Here is a 22,652-nt window from a genome sequence, read left to right on the forward strand (position 1 = left end):
GGCCTCTCGAAACTTAAGCGGCTATGAGATGACTCCTGAATTCATCAGGGGTCATCTTTTTTAAGGTCCATTGGTAACGCTCTGAATTGTAATAGGTTACGTATTCATTAACACGCTGACGCAACTCTTTCAGGGATGCACAGTCCTTGTATTCAAGTTCATCTTTCATATGACCAAAGAATGATTCCATGGAAGCATTGTCCCAGCAGTTACCTTTGCGAGATATCGACTGCTTAAAGCCAGCTTTAGCAATAAGGAGCCTCGTTAAGGGATGAGTATAGTGCATGCCTTGATCTGAATGAAAAATAGCATCAGGATGGACGTTACCGTCCAACCGTCTGATTAATTGGGCCAGCGTTCGTTTAACCAGGGATAACTCTAACGTGGAAGATAGATAGTGTGCCAAAATCTGTTTGGTTGCACCGTCTTTCACACAGGACAGATAGGCCCATTGGCCAGTGCCATAGCGCAAATAAGTGATGTCAGTAAGCAGAACCTTCTCGGGTATACCTTGGTCAAACTGGCGTTCCAGGAGGTTTGGACATGTGCGGTGTTCCTGAGTTGCCTTGGCCATTTTACGATATGGATTCGCTTTCCGAATGACAGTGACCAACTTAAACTTTCGCATGAGACGACGAATCTTTTTATGGTTCATCACGACACCGTTCAAACGCGCCAATCTCATTTTGATGACCAGTGCCCCGGCTTTCCCTTTCAGGGCTTCGAAATGCTCCTTTATTAGCAGGAAGTCACGTTCATCCGCCGCTTCTCGAAGCTGACGGTGTTCTTCAGCACGACACCAGCGATAATAGCCACTCGGGCTAACTTCTGCAATCTGACATAGATAACGGGTTACGCGCTGCAAGCTATGTTTTCGAAGGACTAGGTTAATGAGCTGAAAGCGCTCGGAAGATGGTAACGTCTTACTGGTTTGTCTTTCGAGCGCTTCTAGCTTTTTTAGAAGTTCATTCTCTGTCTCAAGAAGCCTAATTCGCGCTTGAGCACGTCTCCATTTCTCTTCCGCCGATAACTCTCCTTCTGACTTTCTGCCCGTGCTGCCCTTACCTCTACGCTCCTCAATAAATCCAGCTTCACCAAAGGTAGCATATACTTTTCGCCATCGAAGCAAGCACTTTTTTGGCATATCCCGACCGATCATTTCCATGTAAAAACCCGCCTGAAGAAAAATCTCCATCGGCGTTTGTCCCTCTTGGTATGCTTGTACAGCGGCAACCTTGAATGAAGGAGAATACGAGATGTTTTTCCCCGTTACTCGAAGTACATTTGGATTTTTCTCCAACATTTGTATCTCTTGTTCAGTAAAACGTTTTCTGTCTCGGCTCATTTTCCGTTTCCTCACTCATTTCTCGTTAAAGAAGATTAAAACACAAAAACCCGCAAGACGGTCACTTTTTTCAAAGTGTCCATCTTGCGGGTCACAGTTCACTCATTGCAGAAGGGGCCTTTTTTTTATTTGCATGTTGGCAATCCGTTCGCATATAATACAAACAAATGTTCTTGTTCAGGGGCGAACAGCATGAGAATCAGCAAGATAGATAATCCAACTTCAGGACGTTTCGTGCTTCCGCAACAGCGGGAATTGTACTTGCAGATGAAGGAAGACGAGAAATTGGTTCCGATGCCATCACTTGAGCATGATGAACTTGAATCAAAGATTTGCTTGGGATTGATTGCAAAAAAGAGGGAGGCGAGAATTTCGCCTCTTTTTTTGTTGGGGAAGATTTTTCTTTTGTATGCTGCATGCCGATTGTTGCCACCAATTGCAGCGCCATAAGAAGGCGGTCCTGCTGAGCACCGATGGAGTGGCCTTCTTTTGCTTGCTCATCAGTTGAAACCCGAGTTTTTAGATCAGTCTATTGAGAAGTTCTGCTTTTTTCTTCTTCTGAAATATACGTTTTCGCCAAAAAAGAAATAGTTGGACCAGGAAATAAACAAAGATTACATCGTGGACAACTCCTACACTTGAAGCAACCAGGTCAATTGTTTCTTCTACATTCATAACTTATTCATCGCTTTCCTTGGTGGAAAAATGAGTTGACTGTTTTTGTTCTTGGATCACAACAAGACGCTCGATCTTACTTATGATTTCATCGTTTTGTAATAAGTTTCTTTTCATATAACGAACAGCAAAGAGAAGTAGGCCTCCACTTCTATTCAAGTGTATAGTCGTAGCGAATGAAGCCTTTATGATAGGCAATTTTGTCATAAAGAGCACGAGCAGTGAAATTATCCTGGCGGGTTTGCCAGTACAGCCCAGAAGCTTTTTGTTCTCGTGCAGCTTGAGCGACCCGTTCTATAAGGGCACGGGCCACACCATGTCCGCGAGCGGTTTCGTCAACGAAGAGGTCTTGCAGGTAGCACACATCTTCTTTCCAGACCGTAGGCTGAAAAACGTAGTGGGTGATACCGATCAAGTTGCCATGAAGATGCGCACCGAAACCGAATATCCTATCGCCAATGAGCAGTCGGTTCCAGATCTCATCGTATGCGGAATCTGGGAGCTCTGTCTCGTAAAAGGCTTTGTAGCTTCGAGCCAATACGTCCCAACGCTTTCGATCCTCTGCTCTTAGCGGAGTGATGTCAAGCATGAGACTTTTGTTCATGTTTTCAGCCATTTGAAAATCAAACCTCCTCGTGGTCACTATTAAAGATTTAATCAGCATATTATCACGAATCTTTCACTTAAACAGGTTGCAGAAAACCGTTTCTATACCAGGTCAGACGAGGGTTAAGCCAAAATGTACTTTTGTAGTTGTGATACTACTTGTGAGAAGGCTGGGAGGCACAGCTTCTTTTCTCCCAGCCTGGTTGAAAACATTAGCTAAAGAACTTCATGATTTGTTCAACTACCCGAACAGTGAAATATAGCACTCTCAAAACCCAATTAAAGCGTTCGAACAAATTTTTGATAGATTTAATCATAGTAATCACCTCCCTATAAATTGCGGAGGTCGGTAGAAGAAAACGAGTAAGTTTTTCGGGAGGTAAGAGGCATGAAGAAGTATAGATGGAAAATTTTTCGAAAAATCAGAACGTTAGGCTCGCTGATACCGCTTGCATATAGTGATCAGGAGTTCTTCGGTGCGGTTTGTTGGCGCTACCCCGATCTTACTTATGGTTTCATCGTTTTCTAATAAATTTCTTTTCATATCACAAGCAGCAAAGAGAAGCACACAAATGGTTAGTGACAGAAATGCTTCTGAAAGAGGCATTCTAGCACTTCACACGACTGGTACAAACGTAGTCCAAGCGATAAAAATAACCCCTGGATTATCCCCGGGGGCTGTTGATGGATTACATGACTGTTTGAGTAATAACATTTGATTCGCCTTCGTTCTTGCCACCTGTAATGACAACTTTAAATAGATAAGTTTTTCCAGCCTCTAGCTGAGCAGCACGTACAGTATGCTTGGGAATCCCATTAACGGAGGCGGATTTAATTCCTAATGGCAGGTAAGCATCCTCCCAGGTTTCTCCATTGTCCGTAGACTGTAAGACTTTTTCAGATGCGGCGTCCTGTGGGACGGTGTAATAAAAATCGACAAATCTACCATGAGAAACATGCCAACCAGACCCAGAAATGACAACATCATCAATTGGTTTTATATCGCTATTCTCGCCTTATTTCCTTCTCTAATCGAAGGCATTTGAGCGAGCCTACACCGTGCGGGCGACTTTCATCGCACACGGCGTTCCATCAACAGATAAAAGAGAAATTTTACAACGGGCAACTTTAACATACGCCACGCCTTCAATGGTGTCTGCTAACGAAAGTTAACCCATTTGGTAGCGCTTCTAGAAATGAACCAAGTTAAATCAAGTATTACGTGTGAGAACTGATTGTAAAAATAAGGAGATCGGTAGACAGATTTTGAACAGATTGGGGAGGGACGAGTAAGCATGACAATCGAACATATTGTGGTTCTAATGTTTAACACCCAAATCCCTAACCTTAGTTAGGCGAAAATCTTGATCCTTTTTGTTACTCTATCAACGCCCGTTGTAAAAAGTACATGTCGCATCCGCTGATGGCACGCCGTATGCGTTGAAAGACGCCTGTACGGTGTAGGCTCGTTATACAACCGAGAGATAGAGAAGGTTCAAGACGAGACTAGCAATCATGCGCCAAGAGTGAACACAAATGCTTTTATTGGCCAGCGTGAATACTTTCCTGCAAACATTCCCGGGATGTATATGGTGGTGGGAATTAACGAAAAGCCGGAAAAAAGCTGGCTTATTGATGATGATGGGGACAGCTTGACTTACACAGTTTCTTCTAGTAATTCCACTATTGTGGACGTAGCAATCGGTCAGGAGAGTTTTACTGATATTAATGGCCAACCGAATACAAGTACAAGGATTCTGGTTACAGCAAAGACGCCTGGTGTTGCAGTCATAACGCTTACCGCAAATGATGGGAAAGGGGGAAGCGGATCGGTATCGTTTGAGTTGGAAGTAATCAATCCAGTTTAAGTTAAGCCCCATCCAAAAGGTGGGGTTCTTTTTTGGTGGATTGCGGATGCATGAATAGAGTAAGCTCTTTCTGATAAACGCCTCATGAACCGCTAATCACCCAGCATTCGTTGTCAACAGCCATTGCAGAGCCGCTCTGTGCTGGCTGTTTTTTTGCTTTTTCGACGGTTGTATTGCCTGTGTGAGAGGTCCACTCCATTTTTACGCAAATTCTATGCATCCTCTTTGCACCGGGCTATAATTTTCACGATGGAAATTTTAGGAGGGAGCATCATGCCGCACAGCATATTGTTAATAGAAGACGATACCCAGATCGTGGAAATGTTGCGTAATTATTTGGTCAAAGAAGGCTACGACGTCTCGGAGGCGTTTAATGGTTTGGAGGGGATTTCTCTGTTTCGGCAAAAGGCTTTCGATATCGTCATTGTCGATGTGATGATGCCGAAACTGGACGGCATCGAGGTAATTAAGCTGATCCGCGAAAAAAGTTCGGTGCCGATTCTCATCATGTCGGCGAAGGACAGCGATGTCGACAAGGCGATCGGGCTTGGATTCGGGGCTGACGATTATATCGCGAAGCCGTTTTCGCTCATTGAAGTGACAGCCCGAATCAAAGCGGCGATTCGTCGTGCCACGACGTATTCGACTGCCGGACAAATCGCCACCGAAGCAACAGAACAGGCGTCTGGAGCGGCCAGAGTGCTGACATTTGACGTGCTGCGCATTGATCTGGACAATTTTTCAGTGGCGAAAAACGATGTTGACCTGAAACTGACGGCCAAAGAATTTGAAATCTTGAAGCTGTTCACCACAAATCCGAATCGCGTGTTCACGAAAGCGCAGCTGTACGGTTTTATTTGGAATGACGAATATTACGGCGACGAAAACGTCATTAACGTCCACATCCGAAGGTTGCGGGAAAAAATCGAAGACAACCCGTCCGAACCCAAGTATATCAAGACGCTGTGGGGCATCGGCTACAAGTGGGAAGGCAACTGACATGGTGATCGCGCTGGCTGTACTCGTTGTGATTTTGACTGTAGTGATTGCCATTCAATACCGTGCTTATCGAGCAAGAAGCTCCAACCTGGAGAAAATGCATAACAAATTAAACGAAATTATCGCGGGAGACACAAGCGAGAAGTTGCTCGTTTTTACGGACGATCGCGCCTTGATACCAGTCTTGATCGCAATCAATCATTTGTTGGAGCACAACCAGCACAGGACGGCGAATTTCTTGAAGATGGAGCAGTCGATGCGAAAAATGCTCTCGAACATTTCGCACGATTTGAAGACGCCGCTTACCGTTGTGCTTGGTTACATCGAAACGATCAATTTGGACCCGGATATGGACGCCGAAGAAAGAAAAGTTTTGTTGACCAAGGTGCACGCCAAGGCAAATGAGGTGCTGGAGCTGATCCGCCAGTTTTTTGATTTGGCCAGGCTGGAGTCGGGAGACAAGCCGATTTCCCTTTCCGGGATTCACATGAACGACGTTTGCGGAAAAAACATGCTGGCTTTTTACGACACCCTGACGGTCAAAGGCTTCGAAGTCGTTATCGACATTCCGGACAAGCCGCTGCTTGCATGGGGGAACGAGGAAGCGCTGGATCGTGTCCTGAACAATTTGATTGCCAATGCGATTCAGCATGGCGGGGAGGGAAGGGCCGTCGGACTAACATTGCGGGGCGACGACGAGTTCGTGTACGTGGACGTATGGGACCAGGGCAAAGGGATCGATGAGATGCATCAAGATCGGGTGTTCGAGCGCATGTACACGCTGGAAGACTCCCGCAACAAAGCGTATCAAGGCAGCGGTCTCGGGCTGACGATTACGAAACGGCTTGTCGAAGCGCAGGGAGGAACGATTCGCATCCAGAGCAAGCCTTATGAAAAAACGATGTTTACCGTCAAGCTGAAACGAATCGCATTCACTGATTAAGGAATTTGTAAGAATCAGGTAAGGAATAAGCAAATTTCGATGCTTACAATAAAGCCTGTAAAGAACGAGGGAGGCATCGAACGATGACGCATATCGCAAGGACGAAGCAGTTGACCCGGGCTTATAAGGGCAAGGAAGTTGTTTCCAACGTCAATTTGAACATCAAGCAAGGCGAAATATACGGCATGCTCGGCCCAAATGGAGCAGGCAAAACAACCGTCATGAAAATGATCACCAACCTGGTGAAGCCGTCGGCGGGCGAAATCGAACTTTTCGGCGAAAGGCTGACCGATCATTCGTACCATTTGTTGGGACGGATGGGTACGATCATTGAAAACCCGATTTTTTACGAAAAACTGACGGCTCACGAAAACTTGGAGCTGCATGGTGAATACATGGGCTACCATAACAAAAAGTCGATCGACGAGGCGCTTGATCTGGTGAATTTGAACGGGATTGACAAGAAAGCGGTCAAGGAATTTTCGCTTGGGATGAAGCAACGACTTGGCATCGCGCGGGCGATCATGACGAAACCGGAGCTGCTTATCCTCGATGAGCCGATTAACGGCCTCGATCCGTTAGGCATCAAGGAGATTCGCGATCTGTTCAAAATGCTGTGCAAGCAGTACGGGATGACGCTTGTCATTTCAAGCCATATTCTTGGTGAAATCGAGCTGATCGCCGACACGATTGCAGTCATGAACGAGGGAAAGCTGCTGCAGGAGGTTTCGATGGAACAAATCGCCAGGCAAACGGCAGAATATGTTGAAATTACAACGAACGAAAGCAGTAAGGCGGCTTACATACTTGAGAACCATTTGCATATTTCCAACGTGCGCATCACCGACGAAGGCCAAGTCCGCATTTACGATAGCCGCATTCCACAAAGTGAGCTGTTGAAGGCTCTGGTGCTGCACGATGTCGCGATCGAAGCGGTTCATAAGAAAAAAGGGTCACTTGAGGACTATTTCCTCTCTATCCTGGGTGGGGGTGGGGTAGTTGCTTAAACTGATGAAGCTCGAAATGCGCAAACTTCGCCTATGGTCTTATATACGGGGGGCGATCATTGCCAACGTCGTGATTCTGGGTTTTATTTGCTTGATCAGTCTTGACGCGGAAATGAAACAAGATATGTCTTTTAAAAGTTATGACATGGCGTTTTCCGTCATAGATACGTTTATTCGAGGAACGTTTATCGTTTTCGCGGCAGTGCTCATTTCACGGCTTGTCATTGACGAGTTCCGCAACAAATCGATCATGGTGCTATTCATGTACCCGATCAATCGCAAAAAGCTTATCGCCGCCAAGCTGCTTGTCGTCGTGCTGTTTACGCTGATTGCGGATATTGCGACGAACCTGTTTGTTGGCGCTGGATTTTATGTATTTAATTTGTTTATGCCCGTTGTTTCAGAGCCGCTCACGTTGCCTGTCGCAGCCAAAGGACTGCTGACGGTCGTCATGAGTGCGCTGGCGACCAGCTTTTTAAGCCTGATTCCGCTTTACTTCGGCATGCGCAAGAAATCAGGCGCGGCCACCATCGTGTCATCGATTTTCGTGGTGACGCTCGTTTGCCAGAACGTCAACGGCTTCACTTTATACTCCATCATAGCGGTGCCGATTGGCCTTGCATTACTCGGAGCGGCGGTCGCGTTTATGTCGATTCGCAATATCGAGCGTGTCGATGTGCTACAGTAGCGGACGGGAGGAGCAGATCGACGATGAAGCAAGTAGTAAAATGGACATTTTTGCTTTGTGTCGTTTCGTTGACCTTGCACGGGCTGCTGTACTGGGGAACGGGGGAACGGAAAGTGCTCATCAACACGTATGGCGCTGCCGGATTAGGCATCTTGTCCGCGTTCGGGTTATTGTTTTTGAGGAATAAGAGGTAAGAGCTAGAAGCATCGGTATCGGGATAAAAATGAAGCGAAGGCTGTCTGATAGGGGGCACTTGAACCCCGGGACAGCCTTTGCTTTTAGTAAGAGTGAAGGCAGGCAGCGCACAGGTTTGCAAACGGGTGCCGTCGGCGAGCGCATTGCGATGCAAGAAATGAACTACGCTTTTGCAAATAAATTATGTCGATCAAAAATTTTTATCTTCAATACAATGCAAAGGAACGCGAGGGTGAGAAAAAGCACCCCACTCCAGACAATATGATGTGTGCCCAGCTCAGATAGGAACCAGCCGCCTGACGCGCTGCCTATCGCGACACCCAGGTTGCCGAAAGATACAAACAAGCTATTGCTAAACTCGGGAGCTTTCGTTGCCTCAGAAGTAAGCCAGGTTTGACTTATAATCAGTCCGCTGGCAAAAACCGCTCCCCACAAAATGATCAACATAATGGTTGGAATCGTGTACGTTCCCGCAAAAAATAGTAGCAAATAAATCATCGCTAGTATGATGGGATAAAAAAATGTTGTTTTCGTAACACTCTTGCTTAAAAGCTTGCCAGCTTGCAGATTGCCTAGAACTGCGCTAATACCAAACACGATCAGCATGGCGCTGATCACTTTGCGGTCCATGGTTGTCACTTGGGCAAGATATTCGGCGAAGTAGCTGTATACGGCAAACAAAGCGGCAAGGATGAAACAAGCAGTCGCAATATTAAACCATAACGGAGGTTTTCGCAACACTCCCAGTTGGGCGCGGAACGATAATTTTTCCGTTGCGGGCATGGATGGAACCCAACAAAAAATACATCCGGCAGCCAGGGCATTTAGACTGGCGGAAAACAGAAAAGAGACTTCAAGAGAAAACTGTTCAGCCATAAATGAGATGACGGGAATACCTAATACCATTCCTGCGCTTACTCCCGCAAACACTTTGGCTACAGCTTGGGCGCTCTGCTCTTTTGGCACTGAACTGGCAGCCGCCGCAAATGCTACAGAGAAGTAAACAGGATGGAGAAAGGCAGGCGCGATCCGGAACAGCAATAACGCCACATAATTCGGGGCAAAGGCACATATCAGATTGGAAATGGCAAAAACGACGAGAACCACAGCCATGATGTTTTTACGGTCTAATCCAGAAAAGAATAACGTCATGACCGGGCCAAAGATGGCGATGATTAAGGCGAAAGAGCTTACGAGCAGTCCTGCTTGCGAAGCGCTGATTTGATAGTGCTCGGAAATTTGCGGTAAAATACCGACTACGCCAAGCTCGGTGTTTATGATTCCGAATATTCCGAAAGCAATTAAGAAAGCAAGGTACGGCTTGTTCATACAAGCGACCTCCTTTCCCTGTATAAATAAATGTGAAGCAAGTTACTGCGTTGACTCATGGTTTTTTTCCATCTCCTTGTAAATTACGATCTTTTTTGCGAGCAATTGTAAATGATTTTGCAGCTCCATGATATGCTGCTCCACAGCTGCATAGTGCTCCTCCAAAATGATTCTCCTTTTCGTTAGTGTCGAATCCCCTTGGCGCTTGAGCTCGGCAATTTCGAGCATTGCGCTGATCGGCATGCCAGTAGCTTTCAGTCGAGTCAAAAAATCAATCCAAGCAATGTCGTCTGTTGTGTAGCAACGGTAGCCATTTTTATTACGGTGGATGGAACTTAGAAGACCGATGTTTTCGTAATAGCGAAGCGTGTGTACACTAAGACCAGTGGCATTTGCAACTTGACGAATAGTGAGCAGCTTTTCCATATACAAAGTATATTCTTTCGAGTTCACTCGAAAGCAAGCCGTTTTTTTAAAAAGCTCGTCCTGTTTTGGCATAAGATAAGCTTGATAAACATTCAAAAGGCTTATTCCCACTTGAACATAAAGAGGAATAAGCCTTTTGTTATGTTACATGCTATGCCATAGTTAGCTCCTGATACCGTTCAGCCTTCTTTATTTAGAAGAAAATACTTTCATGATTTTCATTACCGTATTCCCGATCAACATCAAGAGCATTAAGAGTAGCATTCCCCCTCCTAATACGGTGCATACTATTCCCCATCCCCAACTATTGTCCATGATCAAACCGATTCCGAATAATAGGATTAGTAGAGCAAATGCGACTGTGATTGCTGAAGAAATAAAATCCCGCACACTTTTTGCGCCGAATAGTAACACGGCGGCAATAAGGACCAGAAGCGCAATAATCACAGAAATCCCTCACTTTAAAATAAAAATAGATCAATACAAGATAATAGTATATTTTCCTGTCCTGGAAGTCTACGGAAAACTCTGTTTGATTTGATACTTTTCTTCTGAAAAATACTACTATTTTCTTATTTTAACGTGATATAATACACTTGCCCGTTGTGAAAATAGATCGAAAGGACTATTTCCTATCCGGTGATGACACGCCGTGTGCGATGAAAGTCGCCCGCACGGTGTAGGCTCGTTATACTCCCGCAGATAGAAAGGGAAAAGACGAGAATAGCGTGCCACCAGTTATACCGCCAGTGATCCCACCAATAACTCCTCCGATGCCAGGAATTGTGCATCCATTAACCTCAACTGCGATAATCGATAATCCGATTGGAGATGATTCGGTTATAAGAACGGTAACTGTCACAGCGAGAGATAACTACTCTACTCCAATAGTGGGATACCAGTTCAAGATCGACATTACGATTACGAATAATGATCCTGCGCATGATGAAACCTACTCGGTAAAAGGTGTAGCTAGAACTACCACCATAAGCGATGTCCAACTTGATGCAACAAATGCTCAAGGGCAAACAACATTTGATATTGGCATCATGACTGCCGGACCAAGTTTCGACTCTGGTGATGGTCTGTCCGTTCAAGTCAAAACCGTTGATGGACAAGCAATAGGCTCTCCGTTTACGTTTATCAAACCGTAATAAGACTTCCTTTTTCAAGATTTTGAGGAGCTGCGAAAGTGGCTCCTCTTTCTTTTTTTCAAGTGCGAACAATTGGGCATGAACAAAGTGTTAATTTCGGATACTACCAGGCAAAACGAAAACACCCCTCGGTAACCCGAGGGACGTTGATGGAATAGCGTTTAAGATAGCTTTTTAATGACCAATTCGGCTCCTTTTACTGGTGCTGCATTCCATCACAATCGTAGAAGAGGAAGTATGTGATTTGTAAATCAACGTTGTTAACTTCCCAAAATACTTCAAGCTGTCCGACGCCTTCTTGAAGTGCGCAGCTTTTTACTGCATATTTTGGCTCGATCATTCACCATCTCCCCAATCTGTCTTACCTCTCCCGATACTCCCACTTGTCAAAACGGCTCATGTGCACGGAGTCCAAATCGCCGACAAAAAATGACTTGCCGTCAGCTGCCCACCCTAAAAACTGGATATTGTCGCTTGAGTTCATGTAAAAGCTATTATCGAATGGATACACAAACGATTTGGTTGTTGTTTTGATCACAAGCTGGGCATAGAAATCTTGACCGTTCGAGGGGTGCCAGTATTTGTCCGCGACATAGTTATGGCCAGTCGGCGACCAGTAGATTCTCGTCAATTGACGCTCCAAATCGTTTGGGTCCGCAGTGTAATTATCTTGGGTCGATACACTCTTTCCGGTTTGCAGGTCGGTGATGAAACCGTGTCCTTGCTTGTCTTCAAACCGCAGCTTCATATCGTTGGAATACGAGGGGAAGTTTTTAAAAGAATACGTGTACTTGAGTCCGGTTGGCAAATCGAGTTCTTTTATCGCTCCGTTTGCCTTGTACAGCACTTTTTTGGATGTCGGCACCCAATAAAACAAGTCTGGTACCATGTAGCTTTTGAGTTGGTCGTCACTGAGCGAAAATTGGTCATTTACCTTCATTTTCAGTGAGTTCATGTCTTGCAAGTACAGTTTGTAGCGTTTGGTGGCATCCGGCTCTTTGAGATTGGCTTGCACAAAGACGAGGTAATGGCCGTCTGGTGCCATCGCATAATCGAGGATTGGCGTGTCGGCCGTGCCGTTGGCAAGCAACGTTTTTTGCTTGGTGAGCGGGTTGTAGCGGTACAAGCTGGCTTGCTCGACCATTAACAGCTCATCTTTGCCAGAAGCCCATTTGGCGAAGCCGTTCAACTGGCTGAACTGCTTGGTTTTGGTGTCGTACAAATAAGGAATGGTCGGTGCGTTGTTTGTGAATCCTTGCTTTTCGGCGTACACAAAACGTCCGCTCGGCGACATGCTCGCGCGGTGTACGGCAGGCAATTGAGCGACGAGCGTCTGCTTTTTGCCATCCAGACCGATCCGGTATATTTTGCTTGGCGGGTCTGTTGGAGTGGCTGTTGCCGATGCAGTTGCTGCGCTTGCTGTCGGCAATGCCAGGGACGGGAACAGTGAGACAGCAAGAAACAATGTTGTTAGAGCAATCATACGGGTTATTTTCATCGAATCATCCTTTCTGCAATAAGAAGACGCCCGAAAGGTTGAAAAGTTACAAAAAAAGAAAGAAATGGTATGCCAGCATGCGGGAAGAGGTGCGAAATGAAGGGCAGTTTCCGCCATTGGCTTAGCCGTAAGAAGAGTACATCGGGTCACAGGAAATCCAAATAGATAAAAAGTTTTCGCGACAAAACATCTCGACTTGCTATCTTTTTTATCTTTTCAAGATTTTGCAATAATTCATATTAAAACAATCGGATAAATGTGTTAAGATTTGCAATAGGATGTGAAAGATAGGAAAGGGAGTGGGATCATGCCAGTTGAAACATTCAAAGCAACCGCGCATCTTCAGGAGGGAATGGTCGTCAAGGCGCATTCCAGAAACTTCGAGGTAACGGTCGACGAGCCGAGAAGCCTTGGCGGAACGGATACAGCGATGAATCCTGTCGAATTGGTGCTGTCCGCCCTTGGCGCGTGCCAATCGATTGTAGCGCGTGCGTATGCGAAAAAGTTTGGTGTGCAGCTCGACGACTTTTGGGTGGAGGTAGAAGGCGACCTCGATACAGATGGCTTCATGAACAAATCCGATGTGCGTCGCGGTTACTCCGAGATTCGCTACACCTTTCATATCAAGACGGACGCATCCCGAGAGCAAGTGGAAGCATTCATTCAGTTTTTGGAGAAGACATGCCCTGTCGGCGACACGATTGCCAATCCGGTCACGCTCAAGCTAAACGGAATTGTCATCGGGAATGCTGCAAGCAAGCTGGGCTAATTTTTGCTGATGAGCAAAAGAAAAGAGGCGGGAGATTCTGCCTCTTTTTCTGTGTGAAGCGTGCCCGGAAAGCGGTATGTGGGAAAACCTCACGTACGGTTTGATGAGAGGGAGCTGAGAGAAGTAGGGCAACACGAAGGCCGCCCGAAAAATTCAGTTTTCAACTCTACAAAACGACATGATGTGTGCGTGGGGAGCTGCGCGTATAGCGGCGAGAGCGCAGCAAAAATGACAAAAAGAGGCGAAAAGCTTCGCCTCTTTCTGCGGGAATCGTCCAACGCTGCCTGCCTTACCCCAGCGGTGCGTTTTCAGAATGCGTTGCCGCTTGCTTCTTTTTCGACCAGATCAAAACAGGGATCAGCAACAGGGAAAGGAAGCCGCCAGCGAGCGACAGCGTGGCGTAGCTGGCACCGGAGACGACCATGCCGGACAAAGCTCCGCCAGATGCTCCGGCAAGGGCGATCAAGACGTCGACCGTCCCTTGGGTTTTCGCTCGTGTAGCGAGCGGAGTCGCGTCGACGATCAGGGCCGTACCGCTGATCAGGCCAAAATTCCAGCCGAGTCCGAGCAGAGCCAGAGCGAGGACGAGCAGCAGCATGGAATCAGCAGGGGCCAAAGCAGCGAGCACTCCTGCCGCGAGCAGCGTAATGCCAGCCGCAAGTGCCATGGCAGAGCGTCCGATTTTGTCCACAAGTATGCCAGTCATAAGCGAAGGCAAGTACATGGCGCCAATATGCACGCTGATGACGAGACCGACTTCGCTCAAGCCATGGCCGTGATGTTTCATATGGATGGGAGTCATCGTCATGATCGCAACCATGACGATTTGGGTCAAAATCATGATCGTTGCACCGACGATGATGCCGCGGCTGTTGGCGACAGACTGGCTATCCGCCAGATGATCGGGATGTTTCTCTTCGCGGGCCTGGGCATCGGCAATCGCTTGGGCAACCAGCAGCGGATCTGGGCGAAGCAGGAACAAAAAGACCAGTCCGGCGCAAAGAAAAGCCGCAGCCCCTAAAATAAAGGGACCAGCCAGCGGCGGCACGCCGATGGAAGTGGCAAAACGGCCCATCGTTTCCACCAGATTCGGGCCAGCCACTGCGCCAAAGGTGGTAGAAACGAGTGCGGTACTGACAGCGGTCGCGCGCTGCTGCGGCTGGGCCAGATCGGTTCCGGCATAGCGGGCTTGCAGGTTGGTGGCTGTCCCGGCGCCGTAAACGAGCAGCGAGGCAAACAGCAGGACGATATTTTGCGTCGTGGCAGCGAGGATCACCCCGATGGCGCCGATTCCGCCCGCGAGGAAGCCGGCTGCCAGACCGAAGCGGCGACCATGGCGTTGCGAAATTTTGCCGACCAACAGAGCGGCCAGCGCGGAGCCAAGCGTAAGCAAGGCAGCGGGAATGCCAGCGAGACTTTCGGTTCCCAGCATGTCTTGGGCGAGCAGAGCACCGACCGTGACGCCAGCGGCGAGTCCGGCGCCGCCAAAAATTTGCGAGATGACGACGATCAAGAGTGTCCGCTTGTAAAGCCGTTGTCGCTCATGGGATGAATCGATAAAACATCGAAAATGGGCCTGTTGATTTTGCAAAGGCTGCAAATTATGATTAGAATGACGCACCATGGCTTTCTCTCCTTCTATTGTAGCTGTTTGTATGTAGCAAAATGGTTTCATGGGAAACGGAACTGGATGAATCTTATCTCCAATTTCTAGAAAAGTCAAACCAGTTTGACAAACAGAAGGGAGTATCTCTATGTCCGATTGGTGGGGACGCCCAAAAATCGAAATCGCCAAGTCGAAAAGCGAATGGATATGGGACATTCTGGGGGCCTTCTTTTATATCGGTGGAATCGTCTTTTTGCTGTTCGTTTGGGGGGAACTGCCGGACAAGGTTCCTGCCCATTTTGACGCGGTGGGAGAAGTGGATCGCTGGGGGTCCAAGTGGGAGCTGCTCATCTTGCCCGGGATCGGGGCATTCATCTTTGGCTTGATGCAGCTTTTGGAAAAGCATCCGGAAGTGTACAACTACCCGAAGCGATTCAATGAGTCCAACGCGGAGCAATTTTATTTGCAGAGTCGAAAAATAGTGAATCAGTTAAAAAATATGTGTCTGATCGTGTTTTCTGCGATTTTGCTGGAATCGGTTTCGATCGCCATGGGATGGGGAGGCGGATTCGGCAAATGGTTTTTGCCTGTCGTGGCAGCCGGGATCGTCATTCAACTCGTTTACGGCTTCGGCAACTTGAACAAAATTCGCTGAGATCGCAAAAAAGCCCAAAGCATCCACTCCTCTGAGCAAAAGGAGCGCGCTTCGGGCTTTTTTGTGCTGCTTTACAATCCTTTGGAGCGTGGCTTGACGGGCAAAATAGCGCTTTCCATTTTTTCATAGAAGGAAAGCAAGCTATGTACAAAAGCGAAGCGCGGCAACAGCAGGAAGACGGTCAATGCCGAGCCGATGCTGATCAGAGCGCCTACGAGGACGTCGGCCGGATAGTGTACGCCTACCCAAATGCGGGACAAACCTACGCACACAGCGAGCAGCATCCAGAGAATGCCCGTTTTTCTTTGGAACAGCCAAAAGCTGACACAGAAAGAGAAAAACAAGATCGTATGGTCGCTCGGAAACGAATTGTCTACGGCTTTTTGCACCAGCTGATTCACATTGGCAAGCTCGGCGAATGGCTGGTTGTTAGTATGCAGAGTCCCAGCCAGTTTTCCGAGCACCTCCGCCATGACAAACGTGGCTGTCGCACAGATTACCATCATGCGATTTTGCGAGTCTCGCGTGAACCAGTAGAGCAGGGCGCACAGAGCCAGCGCGTAGACCGTATATTCCGCGATGGCGTAAAACGCCGGATTCAGTTCTGGATACTGCTTTCCCAGGTCGTTGATCGCCCGGAAGCACTGCACATTGAGTTCCATCAAATTCAAAAATAGCCAGCCCCTTTCTTTGACAATAGGAAAATACTAACCAACGGGCAGCAGAGAAGAAATCGATTTAGATTACATAAAATTACAATGGTGTAAGGTTGGCTCTCGACACGGAACGAGAAAAGCGAACAGCGGGTGTCGAAAAAGAAATTTTGAAATTTTATTTTATGATTAAGAAGATATCTTGATATTTTGTTTCAAGAGTCTATAATACAGGTATGTAACAAATTGCCAGTAAATTCTCGCAATAGAGGCGCTGCAAGCAGAAGGCGAAGGGGGAGTTTTTGGTTGACGCTCATTAGCCACGGTACAGCGGGACGAATCGAACGGCTGGCAAAGCAATCATTTTTCTTTTGCTAGAGAGAAGGACATTTTTTGAAAAGGGGAGGCTTTCCATGAAAAAAAGCAAGTTTTTATCCGTAGTAGGGATCGCCAGTCTGGCAGCGGCATTGCTCGTGGGAGGATGTAGCCAATCGTCGACGCAGCAGGGAGACAAGGTGGAGCTGTACATGGGGTATACTTCTGACCCGCCGACGAAGAAAAAGATGGAAGAAATTATTGCAAAATTCGAACAGTCTCACCCGCATATCAAAATCAAGACAGTGACAGCGCCCTACGAAGACTTTTACCAGAAGCTGACGACGCAAATCGCCGCAGGAAATGCGCCTGACATCTGGCAAAGCGACGGGACGAAAGTATTCGGCTTTGCCCAGCGCGGAGCGATTCGCGATATTACCGATTACGTCACGAAGGAAGTCAACAAAGACGAAGTGCTTGGCGTGGAGTTCAACAAAGACGCTTCCGGCAAATATTGGGGCGTGCCGCAGGGCATCCAGGTCGGGGCGCTTTTCTACAACAAAGATTTGTTCGACAAGGCTGGAGTCGCTTATCCGACGGCTGACTGGACCTGGGATGATTTGAAGGCGGCTGCCGCCAAGCTGACGCTTGATGCGAGCGGGAAAAATGCGGACGACCCTGCTTTTGACAAAAACGCGGTGAAGCAGTACGGATTTACGTTCTTCGGAAGCTCGCGCGGTGCGTTCAACATTATGAAAGCGTACGGCGGCGGCGTTCTCGATCCGACGATGACGCAATCGATCATCGACTCGCCGGAAAACAAAAAAGCGGTGGAGTGGATGGCGGACGGCATGAAGCGCAAGCTGTTCCCCAACCCGGCAGAGCTGAAAGCGTTCCAAAGCAATTTCAAGGTGTTTTTGAGCGGGGCCACGGCGATGCAGATCGACATTTACGCGGCGACGACCTCGATGAACGGAGCAGGCTTGAACTACGATGTCGCGCCGATGCCTAAAGGCCCGGACGGCAAACGTTTTGCGCCTGTCATCGCCAACTCGTGGGTCATCAACAAAAAAGCCGAGGAGCAAAAAGTCAAAGCAGCCCAGGAATGGATCACGTATTGGACGACATCGGACGAGGCGCAAAAAGAATGGGCAGAGGTGGGCGAAGCGATCCCGGTGAAAAAATCGGTCGCCAACTCCGAGATGTTCCTGAATCCGAGCATCAAGCCTGACAACAAAAAAGTGTTCCTGGATAGCCTGGACTTCGCCGGAACGATCGATACGAATGCCGTCTTTGCCGAATGGCTGAAAGTCGTCACAGACAATTTGGCCGAGCTGTTCATGGACAAGATGAGTGTGGACGATTACATCTCGAAAACCGATCAAGGGGTACAAAAAGTTTTGGATGACTTCTTCAAGAAGCAATAGCAAACCATCAGGGGAGGAAGTGTAGCGAGCGATGCTGGAGATACCGAACAAGCTACAGGCACAGCCTGATGTGAAAAAGAAGCGGAAATGGCTGGACAGCGAGGGGAGATGGGGATTGCTTCTCGTCTCCCCCTACCTGATCCATTTTCTCGTGTTTGTCGTAGGAACTTCCCTTGCTTCCCTGTATTTCAGCTTTTCCGACTACGATATTTTGAATCCGCCCAAGTGGACTGGCCTGGACAACTATGAAAAGCTGTTCGCGGACCCGCTGTTTTACCAGGCGCTGTGGAACACGGTCTACTTCACGCTTTTGTACGTTCCGGCCAAGACGTTTTTGGCCCTTTTGCTGGCAGTCGCGCTGAACCAAAAGCTGAAAGGGCTAAAGCTGTTCCGCATGGCGCACTTTTTGCCAGTGATCTCTTCCTGGACGGTAATTGCCTATGTGGCGGATGCGGTGTTCAACCAGCGGATCGGTTTTGCCAATGCCATTCTCGCCCACTTCGGGATTGCGCCGCAAAGCTGGCTGATCGACGAAGTGTGGGTCATTCCGGTGCTCGTGCTCATCGCGATCTGGAAGTCGGTCGGCTACATGATGATTATTTTTTTGGCGGGACTTCAAGGGATTTCCAACGACATGTACGAGGCGGCTTCGATTGATGGCGCCAACGCCTGGCAAAAGTTTTGGCGGGTGACTGTGCCGATGATTTCCGGTACGACGTTTCTCGTCATTATTTTGAACACGATCTACTCTTTTCAAAATTTCGAGCAAATCTTTGTCATGACGGGCGGGTCAACCGAAGCAGGATCGACGGGCGGCGCCAACAATGCGAGCCTCGTCCTGATGCTGCTCATGTTCAGACAAGGCTTCAGCTTTTACAAGATGGGCTACGCCTCCGCGATTGCCTGGGTGTTGTTCCTCATCCTGCTGGCGATTACTTTGGTGCAATTCAAATTGCAAAAGAAATGGGTTCACTATGACTAAACTTGACTGGATGTGCAGAGGAAAAGGGGGTAGCCATGCAAAAGCGTTTTCCGCTCAATAAACTATTCGGATACCTGTTTGTTCTCGCCAGCACTTTGATCATGGTTGTGCCGTTTTTGACGACTGTCTTCAACTCGTTGAAAACGTACAAACAATACATGCAATTTCCGCCGGAGTGGCTGCCTGACCCTGTGAAGTGGAGTAACTACTCGCAGGTGTGGGAGCAGGCGAACTTCAGCAGCTATACGGTGAACAGTGTGATTGTCGCCGTTCTTTCCGTAGTCGGTACGCTGTTGTCCAGCTCGATGATCGCGTTTGCTTTCGCTCGCTTGAAGTTTCCGTTTCGCGACACGCTGTTCATGATCGTGCTCGGTACGATGATGATTCCGGGGATTGTGACGATCATCCCGCAGTTCATCATCTTCAAAAATTTGGGCATGCTCGACTCGCTCACGCCGCTGTGGATTTTGGAGTGGTTGGGACAGCCGTTCGCGATTTTTCTGATGAGGCAAGCATTTTTGAGCATTCCAAAAGACTACGAGGAAGCGGCCAAGCTGGATGGCTGCAATCCGTTCCAGATTTACTGGCGGGTATTTTTGCCGATGTGCAAGCCGGCGCTGGCGACACTGGCCGTATTTACGTTCATGGGCAAATGGAACGAGATTCTCGCGCCTGTGATTTATTTGCTATCCGAAGAGCATTTTACGCTGCCGATCGGAATTTTGTCGCTGCGCGGACAGTACAAGACCGATGACCAACTGCTGGTTGCCGGGGCGTTGATCAGTTTGATTCCGATTTTGATCGTCTTTTTGTTTGCGGAAAAATATTTTGTGGAAGGTTCCAAAACTTCCGGGCTAAAGTAGGCGAGGCAATAGGAGGCGGATGAAACGCATGTTTTATGTACCATTAGACGAGCTGTATCTGGATGCTTTGTGCGAGCTGTGGAACCAGGAGCTTGGCGAGCGCTTCCCGATGCGGCCCGAGCTTTTTCAGCAAAACAGCTTCGCAGACAAAAACGTGCTGCAAGCCGGCTCCTGGATTGCCATCGATTCTGCCACGCGCCGTCCGGCAGGGTTCGCTGTGGCGAAATGCTGGCAGGAAAAACTCGATGTCCAGCTGGGAAAAGGTGTCGGCTGGATTCAAGTGTTGCTGGTGGATCACGAGTTTCGCGGGCAAGGAATCGGCGGGGAGCTGCTGACGCGGGCGGAGCGGGCTTTGCAGCAGCGAGGGGTGCAAAAAATTTGGCTGGGGCGCGATCCGTATCATTACTTTCCTGGCATCCCTGATGAATCGACAGCGGTCAGAGACTGGTTTGCCGCGCGAGGATACAGTCTGCTGGAGCCGCTGGAAAACGATCTGCTCTGCCGCTATGCCGCAGAGGAGGAAGCATCGCCGCTGCCGCAAGTTTCCGACGGTTGTTTCCGGTTGTTGACGCAAGCAGACAAGGAAGCTTTTCTGGCCTTTTTGCACCGCTGCTTTCCGGGGCGCTGGGAGTACGAGGCGATCCACTATTTTCAGCGCGGGGGAACCGGGCGCGAGTTCGTTGTTTTGGAGCGGCAAAAAGAAATCGTCGGCTTTTGCCGGATTAACGATGCCAACTCGCCGTTCATTGCCCAAAACGTGTACTGGTCGCCGCTGTTTGAGCAGGAATTGGGCGGGATCGGGCCGCTTGGCATCGACCCGGCGCATCGGGGAAGCGGTTTGGGACTGGCGATTGTCCAGGCAGGGATTGCCATGCTGCGCAAGCGCGGCGTGCGGCAAATTGTCATCGACTGGACTGCGCTCGTGGACTTTTACGCCAAGCTCGGCTATTCAAGCTGGAAGCAGTACGCCAAATACAGCAAGGAGCTGTGAGAAGGGGGATCTCCATGCGCGCAGAGCAGATGAGTGTGGAGCAAAAAGTTGGGCAGTTGCTGATGATCGGGTACCAGACGCTCGATCTGCCACAAGAGATGGAAAAATGGATCAAGGAGCGGCAGATTGGCAACGTCATTTTGTTCAGCCGCAACATCGGTTCGCACGCGGAAACATTTGAGCGCGTGCGCACGATGCAAGGCTGGGCAAAGGAGGCCGGGCACTGCTGCCCGCTATTGATCGGGACGGATCAGGAAAACGGGGTGGTGTCGAGACTGCACGAAGCGACAGCATTCCCTGGGGCGATGGCGCTCGGAGCGACGGGAAATCCCGACTTGGCGCGGCAAATATACGCAGCGACAGGCGCGGAGCTGCGAGCGGCGGGAATTGGCGTCAATTTTGCTCCCGTCATCGACGTGAACAACAACCCGCAAAATCCGGTGATCGGCGTTCGTTCATTTGGGGCCGACCCAGCGGCAGTCGGGCAATTTGGCGAAGCAGCCATGCACGGTTTGCTGGCGAGCGGCGTCATTCCGGCAGTAAAACATTTTCCCGGACATGGAGACACGCATACAGACTCGCATGAAGCGATTCCGGTTTTGCCGCACGATTGGCAAAGGCTTACGCAGGTCGAGCTGGCTCCGTTTCGGCACTGCATCGAGGCAGGCACTCCGGTGGTCATGATTGGTCATGTCAGTTTGCCGACCATCGACGCCAGCGGACTGCCTGCTTCGATCTCGCAGCAGCTCGTGACGGACATTTTGCGAAGGGAACTTGGGTTTTCCGGAGTCGCGATTACCGACTGCCTGGAAATGGCGGCGATTGCCAACTCCACTGGCGTGCCGGAAGCGGCGGTGCTTTCGCTCAACGCTGGTGTGGATATGGTGCTCGTCTCCCATACGCATGAGGTTCAGCAGCAGACGTATGACCGACTGGTCGAGGCGATTGAAAACGGCGAGATTTCCCCAGCCCGCGTAGACGAAGCAGTCAATCGGGTTTTGGCTTTGAAGCGGCGTTTTCTTTCCTGGGAGACGTATGCTGCGACGACGCCTCCTGCTTTTGACCGGGCCGGGCACGAGCATTTGGCGAAGGAAGTGCTGGCGCAGGCTGTCACGGTGCTGAAAAATGAGCGCGGGATCGTCCCCATTCCGAAGCAGGCTGCGACGCTTGGCGTGATCATGCCGCGAGTCGGGCGAGTGACGTTGGCCGAGGATGAGGATCAGCAGGCGGAAGCGGAACTTTTGGCAGCGTCTTTGCAAGCGTATAGCCCGGTACAATGCCATTTTCTGCGTTCGCTGCAACCGACGCGGGAAGAAGCAGAGCAAGCTTTTGCCGCGATGGCGCCTTTTGAAACGGTTATTGTCTTTACGTACAACGCCCATCTTTACGAAGGGCAGGCGCAGTTGGTCAAGCAACTGTCCGGTCAAGGCAAAAAAGTGATCGCGGTAGCGCTGCGAAACCCGTACGACCTGGGCGTATTTCCCGAAGTCGATGCTTGTCTCGCGGTGTACGATCATCGCAAGCTGGCAATCGAAGCCGTAGCGGATGTATTGTTTGGCAAGCAAAAGCCAACTGGTCGATTACCTGTCAGGATGTAGGAGCAGCATGGAAACTTTGGGCGCAAAAACAAGTGACAAAACAAAACTGACGGGGAGGTA

At 49.0% G+C, this 22,652-nt stretch carries 24 protein-coding genes; 15 read left to right on the forward strand and 9 right to left on the reverse strand.

Annotation, left to right across the window (positions count from 1 at the left end; all coding sequences use genetic code 11):
- Window positions 1-13: 13 nt before the first annotated feature.
- The gene (locus IRJ17_RS10070; protein WP_242774494.1) at window positions 14-1,345 is read right to left on the reverse strand and encodes an IS3 family transposase; all 1,332 of its coding nucleotides are present in this window, start codon (window positions 1,343-1,345) and stop codon (window positions 14-16) included.
- A 192-nt stretch (window positions 1,346-1,537) separates the two neighbouring features.
- On the opposite strand from IRJ17_RS10070, the gene IRJ17_RS28230 reads away from it, so the two are divergent.
- On the forward strand, window positions 1,538-1,795 hold the full coding sequence (locus IRJ17_RS28230; RefSeq protein WP_309538730.1) for a YolD-like family protein: 258 nt from the start codon (window positions 1,538-1,540) through the stop codon (window positions 1,793-1,795).
- Window positions 1,796-2,171: 376 nt separating this feature from the next.
- Here the strand turns inward: IRJ17_RS28230 and IRJ17_RS10080 are convergent, their stop codons facing one another.
- Window positions 2,172-2,636 carry a GNAT family N-acetyltransferase gene (locus IRJ17_RS10080; RefSeq protein ID WP_242774497.1) on the reverse strand — a complete coding sequence of 155 codons (465 nt, stop codon included), beginning with the start codon at window positions 2,634-2,636 and terminating at the stop codon, window positions 2,172-2,174.
- A 1,585-nt stretch (window positions 2,637-4,221) separates the two neighbouring features.
- Between IRJ17_RS10080 and IRJ17_RS10085 the strand changes: the two genes are divergently transcribed.
- The 6 genes from IRJ17_RS10085 to IRJ17_RS10110 all read left to right on the forward strand — a co-directional run bounded on the left by IRJ17_RS10085 (window position 4,222) and on the right by IRJ17_RS10110 (window position 8,325).
- Window positions 4,222-4,494, forward strand: coding sequence for a hypothetical protein (locus tag IRJ17_RS10085; protein WP_141254198.1), 273 nt, complete (start codon window positions 4,222-4,224; stop codon window positions 4,492-4,494).
- Window positions 4,495-4,767: 273 nt separating this feature from the next.
- Window positions 4,768-5,493: a response regulator transcription factor gene (locus IRJ17_RS10090; RefSeq protein ID WP_122964563.1), complete on the forward strand. Its 726-nt coding sequence runs from the start codon at window positions 4,768-4,770 to the stop codon at window positions 5,491-5,493.
- 1 nt (window position 5,494) lies between these two features.
- Window positions 5,495-6,436, forward strand: coding sequence for a sensor histidine kinase (locus IRJ17_RS10095; RefSeq protein WP_122964564.1), 942 nt, complete (start codon window positions 5,495-5,497; stop codon window positions 6,434-6,436).
- Between the two features lie 83 nt (window positions 6,437-6,519).
- Window positions 6,520-7,443, forward strand: a complete 924-nt coding sequence (locus IRJ17_RS10100; RefSeq protein ID WP_242774500.1) for an ATP-binding cassette domain-containing protein — start codon at window positions 6,520-6,522, stop codon at window positions 7,441-7,443.
- On the forward strand, window positions 7,436-8,131 hold the full coding sequence (locus IRJ17_RS10105; protein ID WP_229049742.1) for an ABC transporter permease: 696 nt from the start codon (window positions 7,436-7,438) through the stop codon (window positions 8,129-8,131). Before IRJ17_RS10100 ends, IRJ17_RS10105 begins: the two co-directional genes overlap by 8 nt.
- Window positions 8,132-8,154: 23 nt before the next feature.
- Window positions 8,155-8,325, forward strand: coding sequence for a hypothetical protein (locus IRJ17_RS10110; RefSeq protein WP_167470301.1), 171 nt, complete (start codon window positions 8,155-8,157; stop codon window positions 8,323-8,325).
- 163 nt (window positions 8,326-8,488) lie between these two features.
- Here IRJ17_RS10110 and IRJ17_RS10115 read toward each other — a convergent pair whose 3' ends face one another.
- The 3 genes from IRJ17_RS10115 to IRJ17_RS10125 form a co-directional block, all read right to left on the reverse strand.
- Window positions 8,489-9,655 carry an MFS transporter gene (locus IRJ17_RS10115; protein WP_242774503.1) on the reverse strand — a complete coding sequence of 389 codons (1,167 nt, stop codon included), beginning with the start codon at window positions 9,653-9,655 and terminating at the stop codon, window positions 8,489-8,491.
- Window positions 9,656-9,697: 42 nt separating this feature from the next.
- The gene (locus IRJ17_RS10120) at window positions 9,698-10,177 is read right to left on the reverse strand and encodes a MerR family transcriptional regulator (RefSeq protein ID WP_242774505.1); all 480 of its coding nucleotides are present in this window, start codon (window positions 10,175-10,177) and stop codon (window positions 9,698-9,700) included.
- Between the two features lie 93 nt (window positions 10,178-10,270).
- A complete protein-coding gene (locus IRJ17_RS10125; RefSeq protein ID WP_063227427.1) occupies window positions 10,271-10,528 on the reverse strand; it encodes a hypothetical protein in 258 nt (85 codons plus the stop codon).
- A gap of 281 nt (window positions 10,529-10,809) precedes the next feature.
- On the opposite strand from IRJ17_RS10125, the gene IRJ17_RS10130 reads away from it, so the two are divergent.
- The gene (locus IRJ17_RS10130) at window positions 10,810-11,235 is read left to right on the forward strand and encodes a hypothetical protein (protein WP_242774507.1); all 426 of its coding nucleotides are present in this window, start codon (window positions 10,810-10,812) and stop codon (window positions 11,233-11,235) included.
- A 196-nt stretch (window positions 11,236-11,431) separates the two neighbouring features.
- Here IRJ17_RS10130 and IRJ17_RS10135 read toward each other — a convergent pair whose 3' ends face one another.
- Both IRJ17_RS10135 and IRJ17_RS10140 read right to left on the reverse strand, forming a co-directional pair.
- Complete coding sequence (locus IRJ17_RS10135; RefSeq protein ID WP_242774509.1) at window positions 11,432-11,575, reverse strand: hypothetical protein; 144 nt, start codon at window positions 11,573-11,575, stop codon at window positions 11,432-11,434.
- Between the two features lie 21 nt (window positions 11,576-11,596).
- Window positions 11,597-12,733: a TolB family protein gene (locus tag IRJ17_RS10140; protein WP_242774511.1), complete on the reverse strand. Its 1,137-nt coding sequence runs from the start codon at window positions 12,731-12,733 to the stop codon at window positions 11,597-11,599.
- Between the two features lie 307 nt (window positions 12,734-13,040).
- Between IRJ17_RS10140 and IRJ17_RS10145 the strand changes: the two genes are divergently transcribed.
- A complete protein-coding gene (locus IRJ17_RS10145; protein WP_122964581.1) occupies window positions 13,041-13,502 on the forward strand; it encodes an OsmC family protein in 462 nt (153 codons plus the stop codon).
- 289 nt (window positions 13,503-13,791) lie between these two features.
- On the opposite strand, the gene IRJ17_RS10150 is transcribed toward IRJ17_RS10145, so the two are convergent.
- Window positions 13,792-15,126 carry an MFS transporter gene (locus tag IRJ17_RS10150; protein WP_217022258.1) on the reverse strand — a complete coding sequence of 445 codons (1,335 nt, stop codon included), beginning with the start codon at window positions 15,124-15,126 and terminating at the stop codon, window positions 13,792-13,794.
- A 130-nt stretch (window positions 15,127-15,256) separates the two neighbouring features.
- On the opposite strand from IRJ17_RS10150, the gene IRJ17_RS10155 reads away from it, so the two are divergent.
- Window positions 15,257-15,763 (forward strand): DUF1648 domain-containing protein, encoded by a 507-nt coding sequence (locus tag IRJ17_RS10155; protein ID WP_242774513.1) that lies wholly within the window; start codon window positions 15,257-15,259, stop codon window positions 15,761-15,763.
- Between the two features lie 71 nt (window positions 15,764-15,834).
- Here the strand turns inward: IRJ17_RS10155 and IRJ17_RS10160 are convergent, their stop codons facing one another.
- Window positions 15,835-16,434, reverse strand: a complete 600-nt coding sequence (locus IRJ17_RS10160) for an undecaprenyl-diphosphatase (protein WP_122964584.1) — start codon at window positions 16,432-16,434, stop codon at window positions 15,835-15,837.
- Between the two features lie 395 nt (window positions 16,435-16,829).
- Between IRJ17_RS10160 and IRJ17_RS10165 the strand changes: the two genes are divergently transcribed.
- The 5 genes from IRJ17_RS10165 to IRJ17_RS10185 are packed head-to-tail and all read left to right on the forward strand — an operon-like array spanning window position 16,830 to window position 22,592.
- Entirely contained in the window at window positions 16,830-18,158 is a 1,329-nt protein-coding gene (locus IRJ17_RS10165; protein ID WP_122964585.1) for an ABC transporter substrate-binding protein, read from the forward strand.
- Window positions 18,159-18,189: 31 nt separating this feature from the next.
- Window positions 18,190-19,140, forward strand: a complete 951-nt coding sequence (locus tag IRJ17_RS10170; RefSeq protein ID WP_122964586.1) for a carbohydrate ABC transporter permease — start codon at window positions 18,190-18,192, stop codon at window positions 19,138-19,140.
- 35 nt (window positions 19,141-19,175) lie between these two features.
- Entirely contained in the window at window positions 19,176-20,003 is an 828-nt protein-coding gene (locus tag IRJ17_RS10175; RefSeq protein WP_122964587.1) for a carbohydrate ABC transporter permease, read from the forward strand.
- 28 nt (window positions 20,004-20,031) lie between these two features.
- The gene (locus IRJ17_RS10180; protein WP_242774515.1) at window positions 20,032-20,994 is read left to right on the forward strand and encodes a GNAT family N-acetyltransferase; all 963 of its coding nucleotides are present in this window, start codon (window positions 20,032-20,034) and stop codon (window positions 20,992-20,994) included.
- 14 nt (window positions 20,995-21,008) lie between these two features.
- The gene (locus IRJ17_RS10185) at window positions 21,009-22,592 is read left to right on the forward strand and encodes a glycoside hydrolase family 3 protein (RefSeq protein ID WP_242774517.1); all 1,584 of its coding nucleotides are present in this window, start codon (window positions 21,009-21,011) and stop codon (window positions 22,590-22,592) included.
- The last annotated feature ends 60 nt before the right edge of the window (window positions 22,593-22,652 follow it).

Origin of the sequence: Brevibacillus parabrevis (assembly GCF_022701015.1) — a bacterium.
Taxonomy (GTDB): Bacteria; Bacillota; Bacilli; order Brevibacillales; family Brevibacillaceae; genus Brevibacillus; species Brevibacillus parabrevis.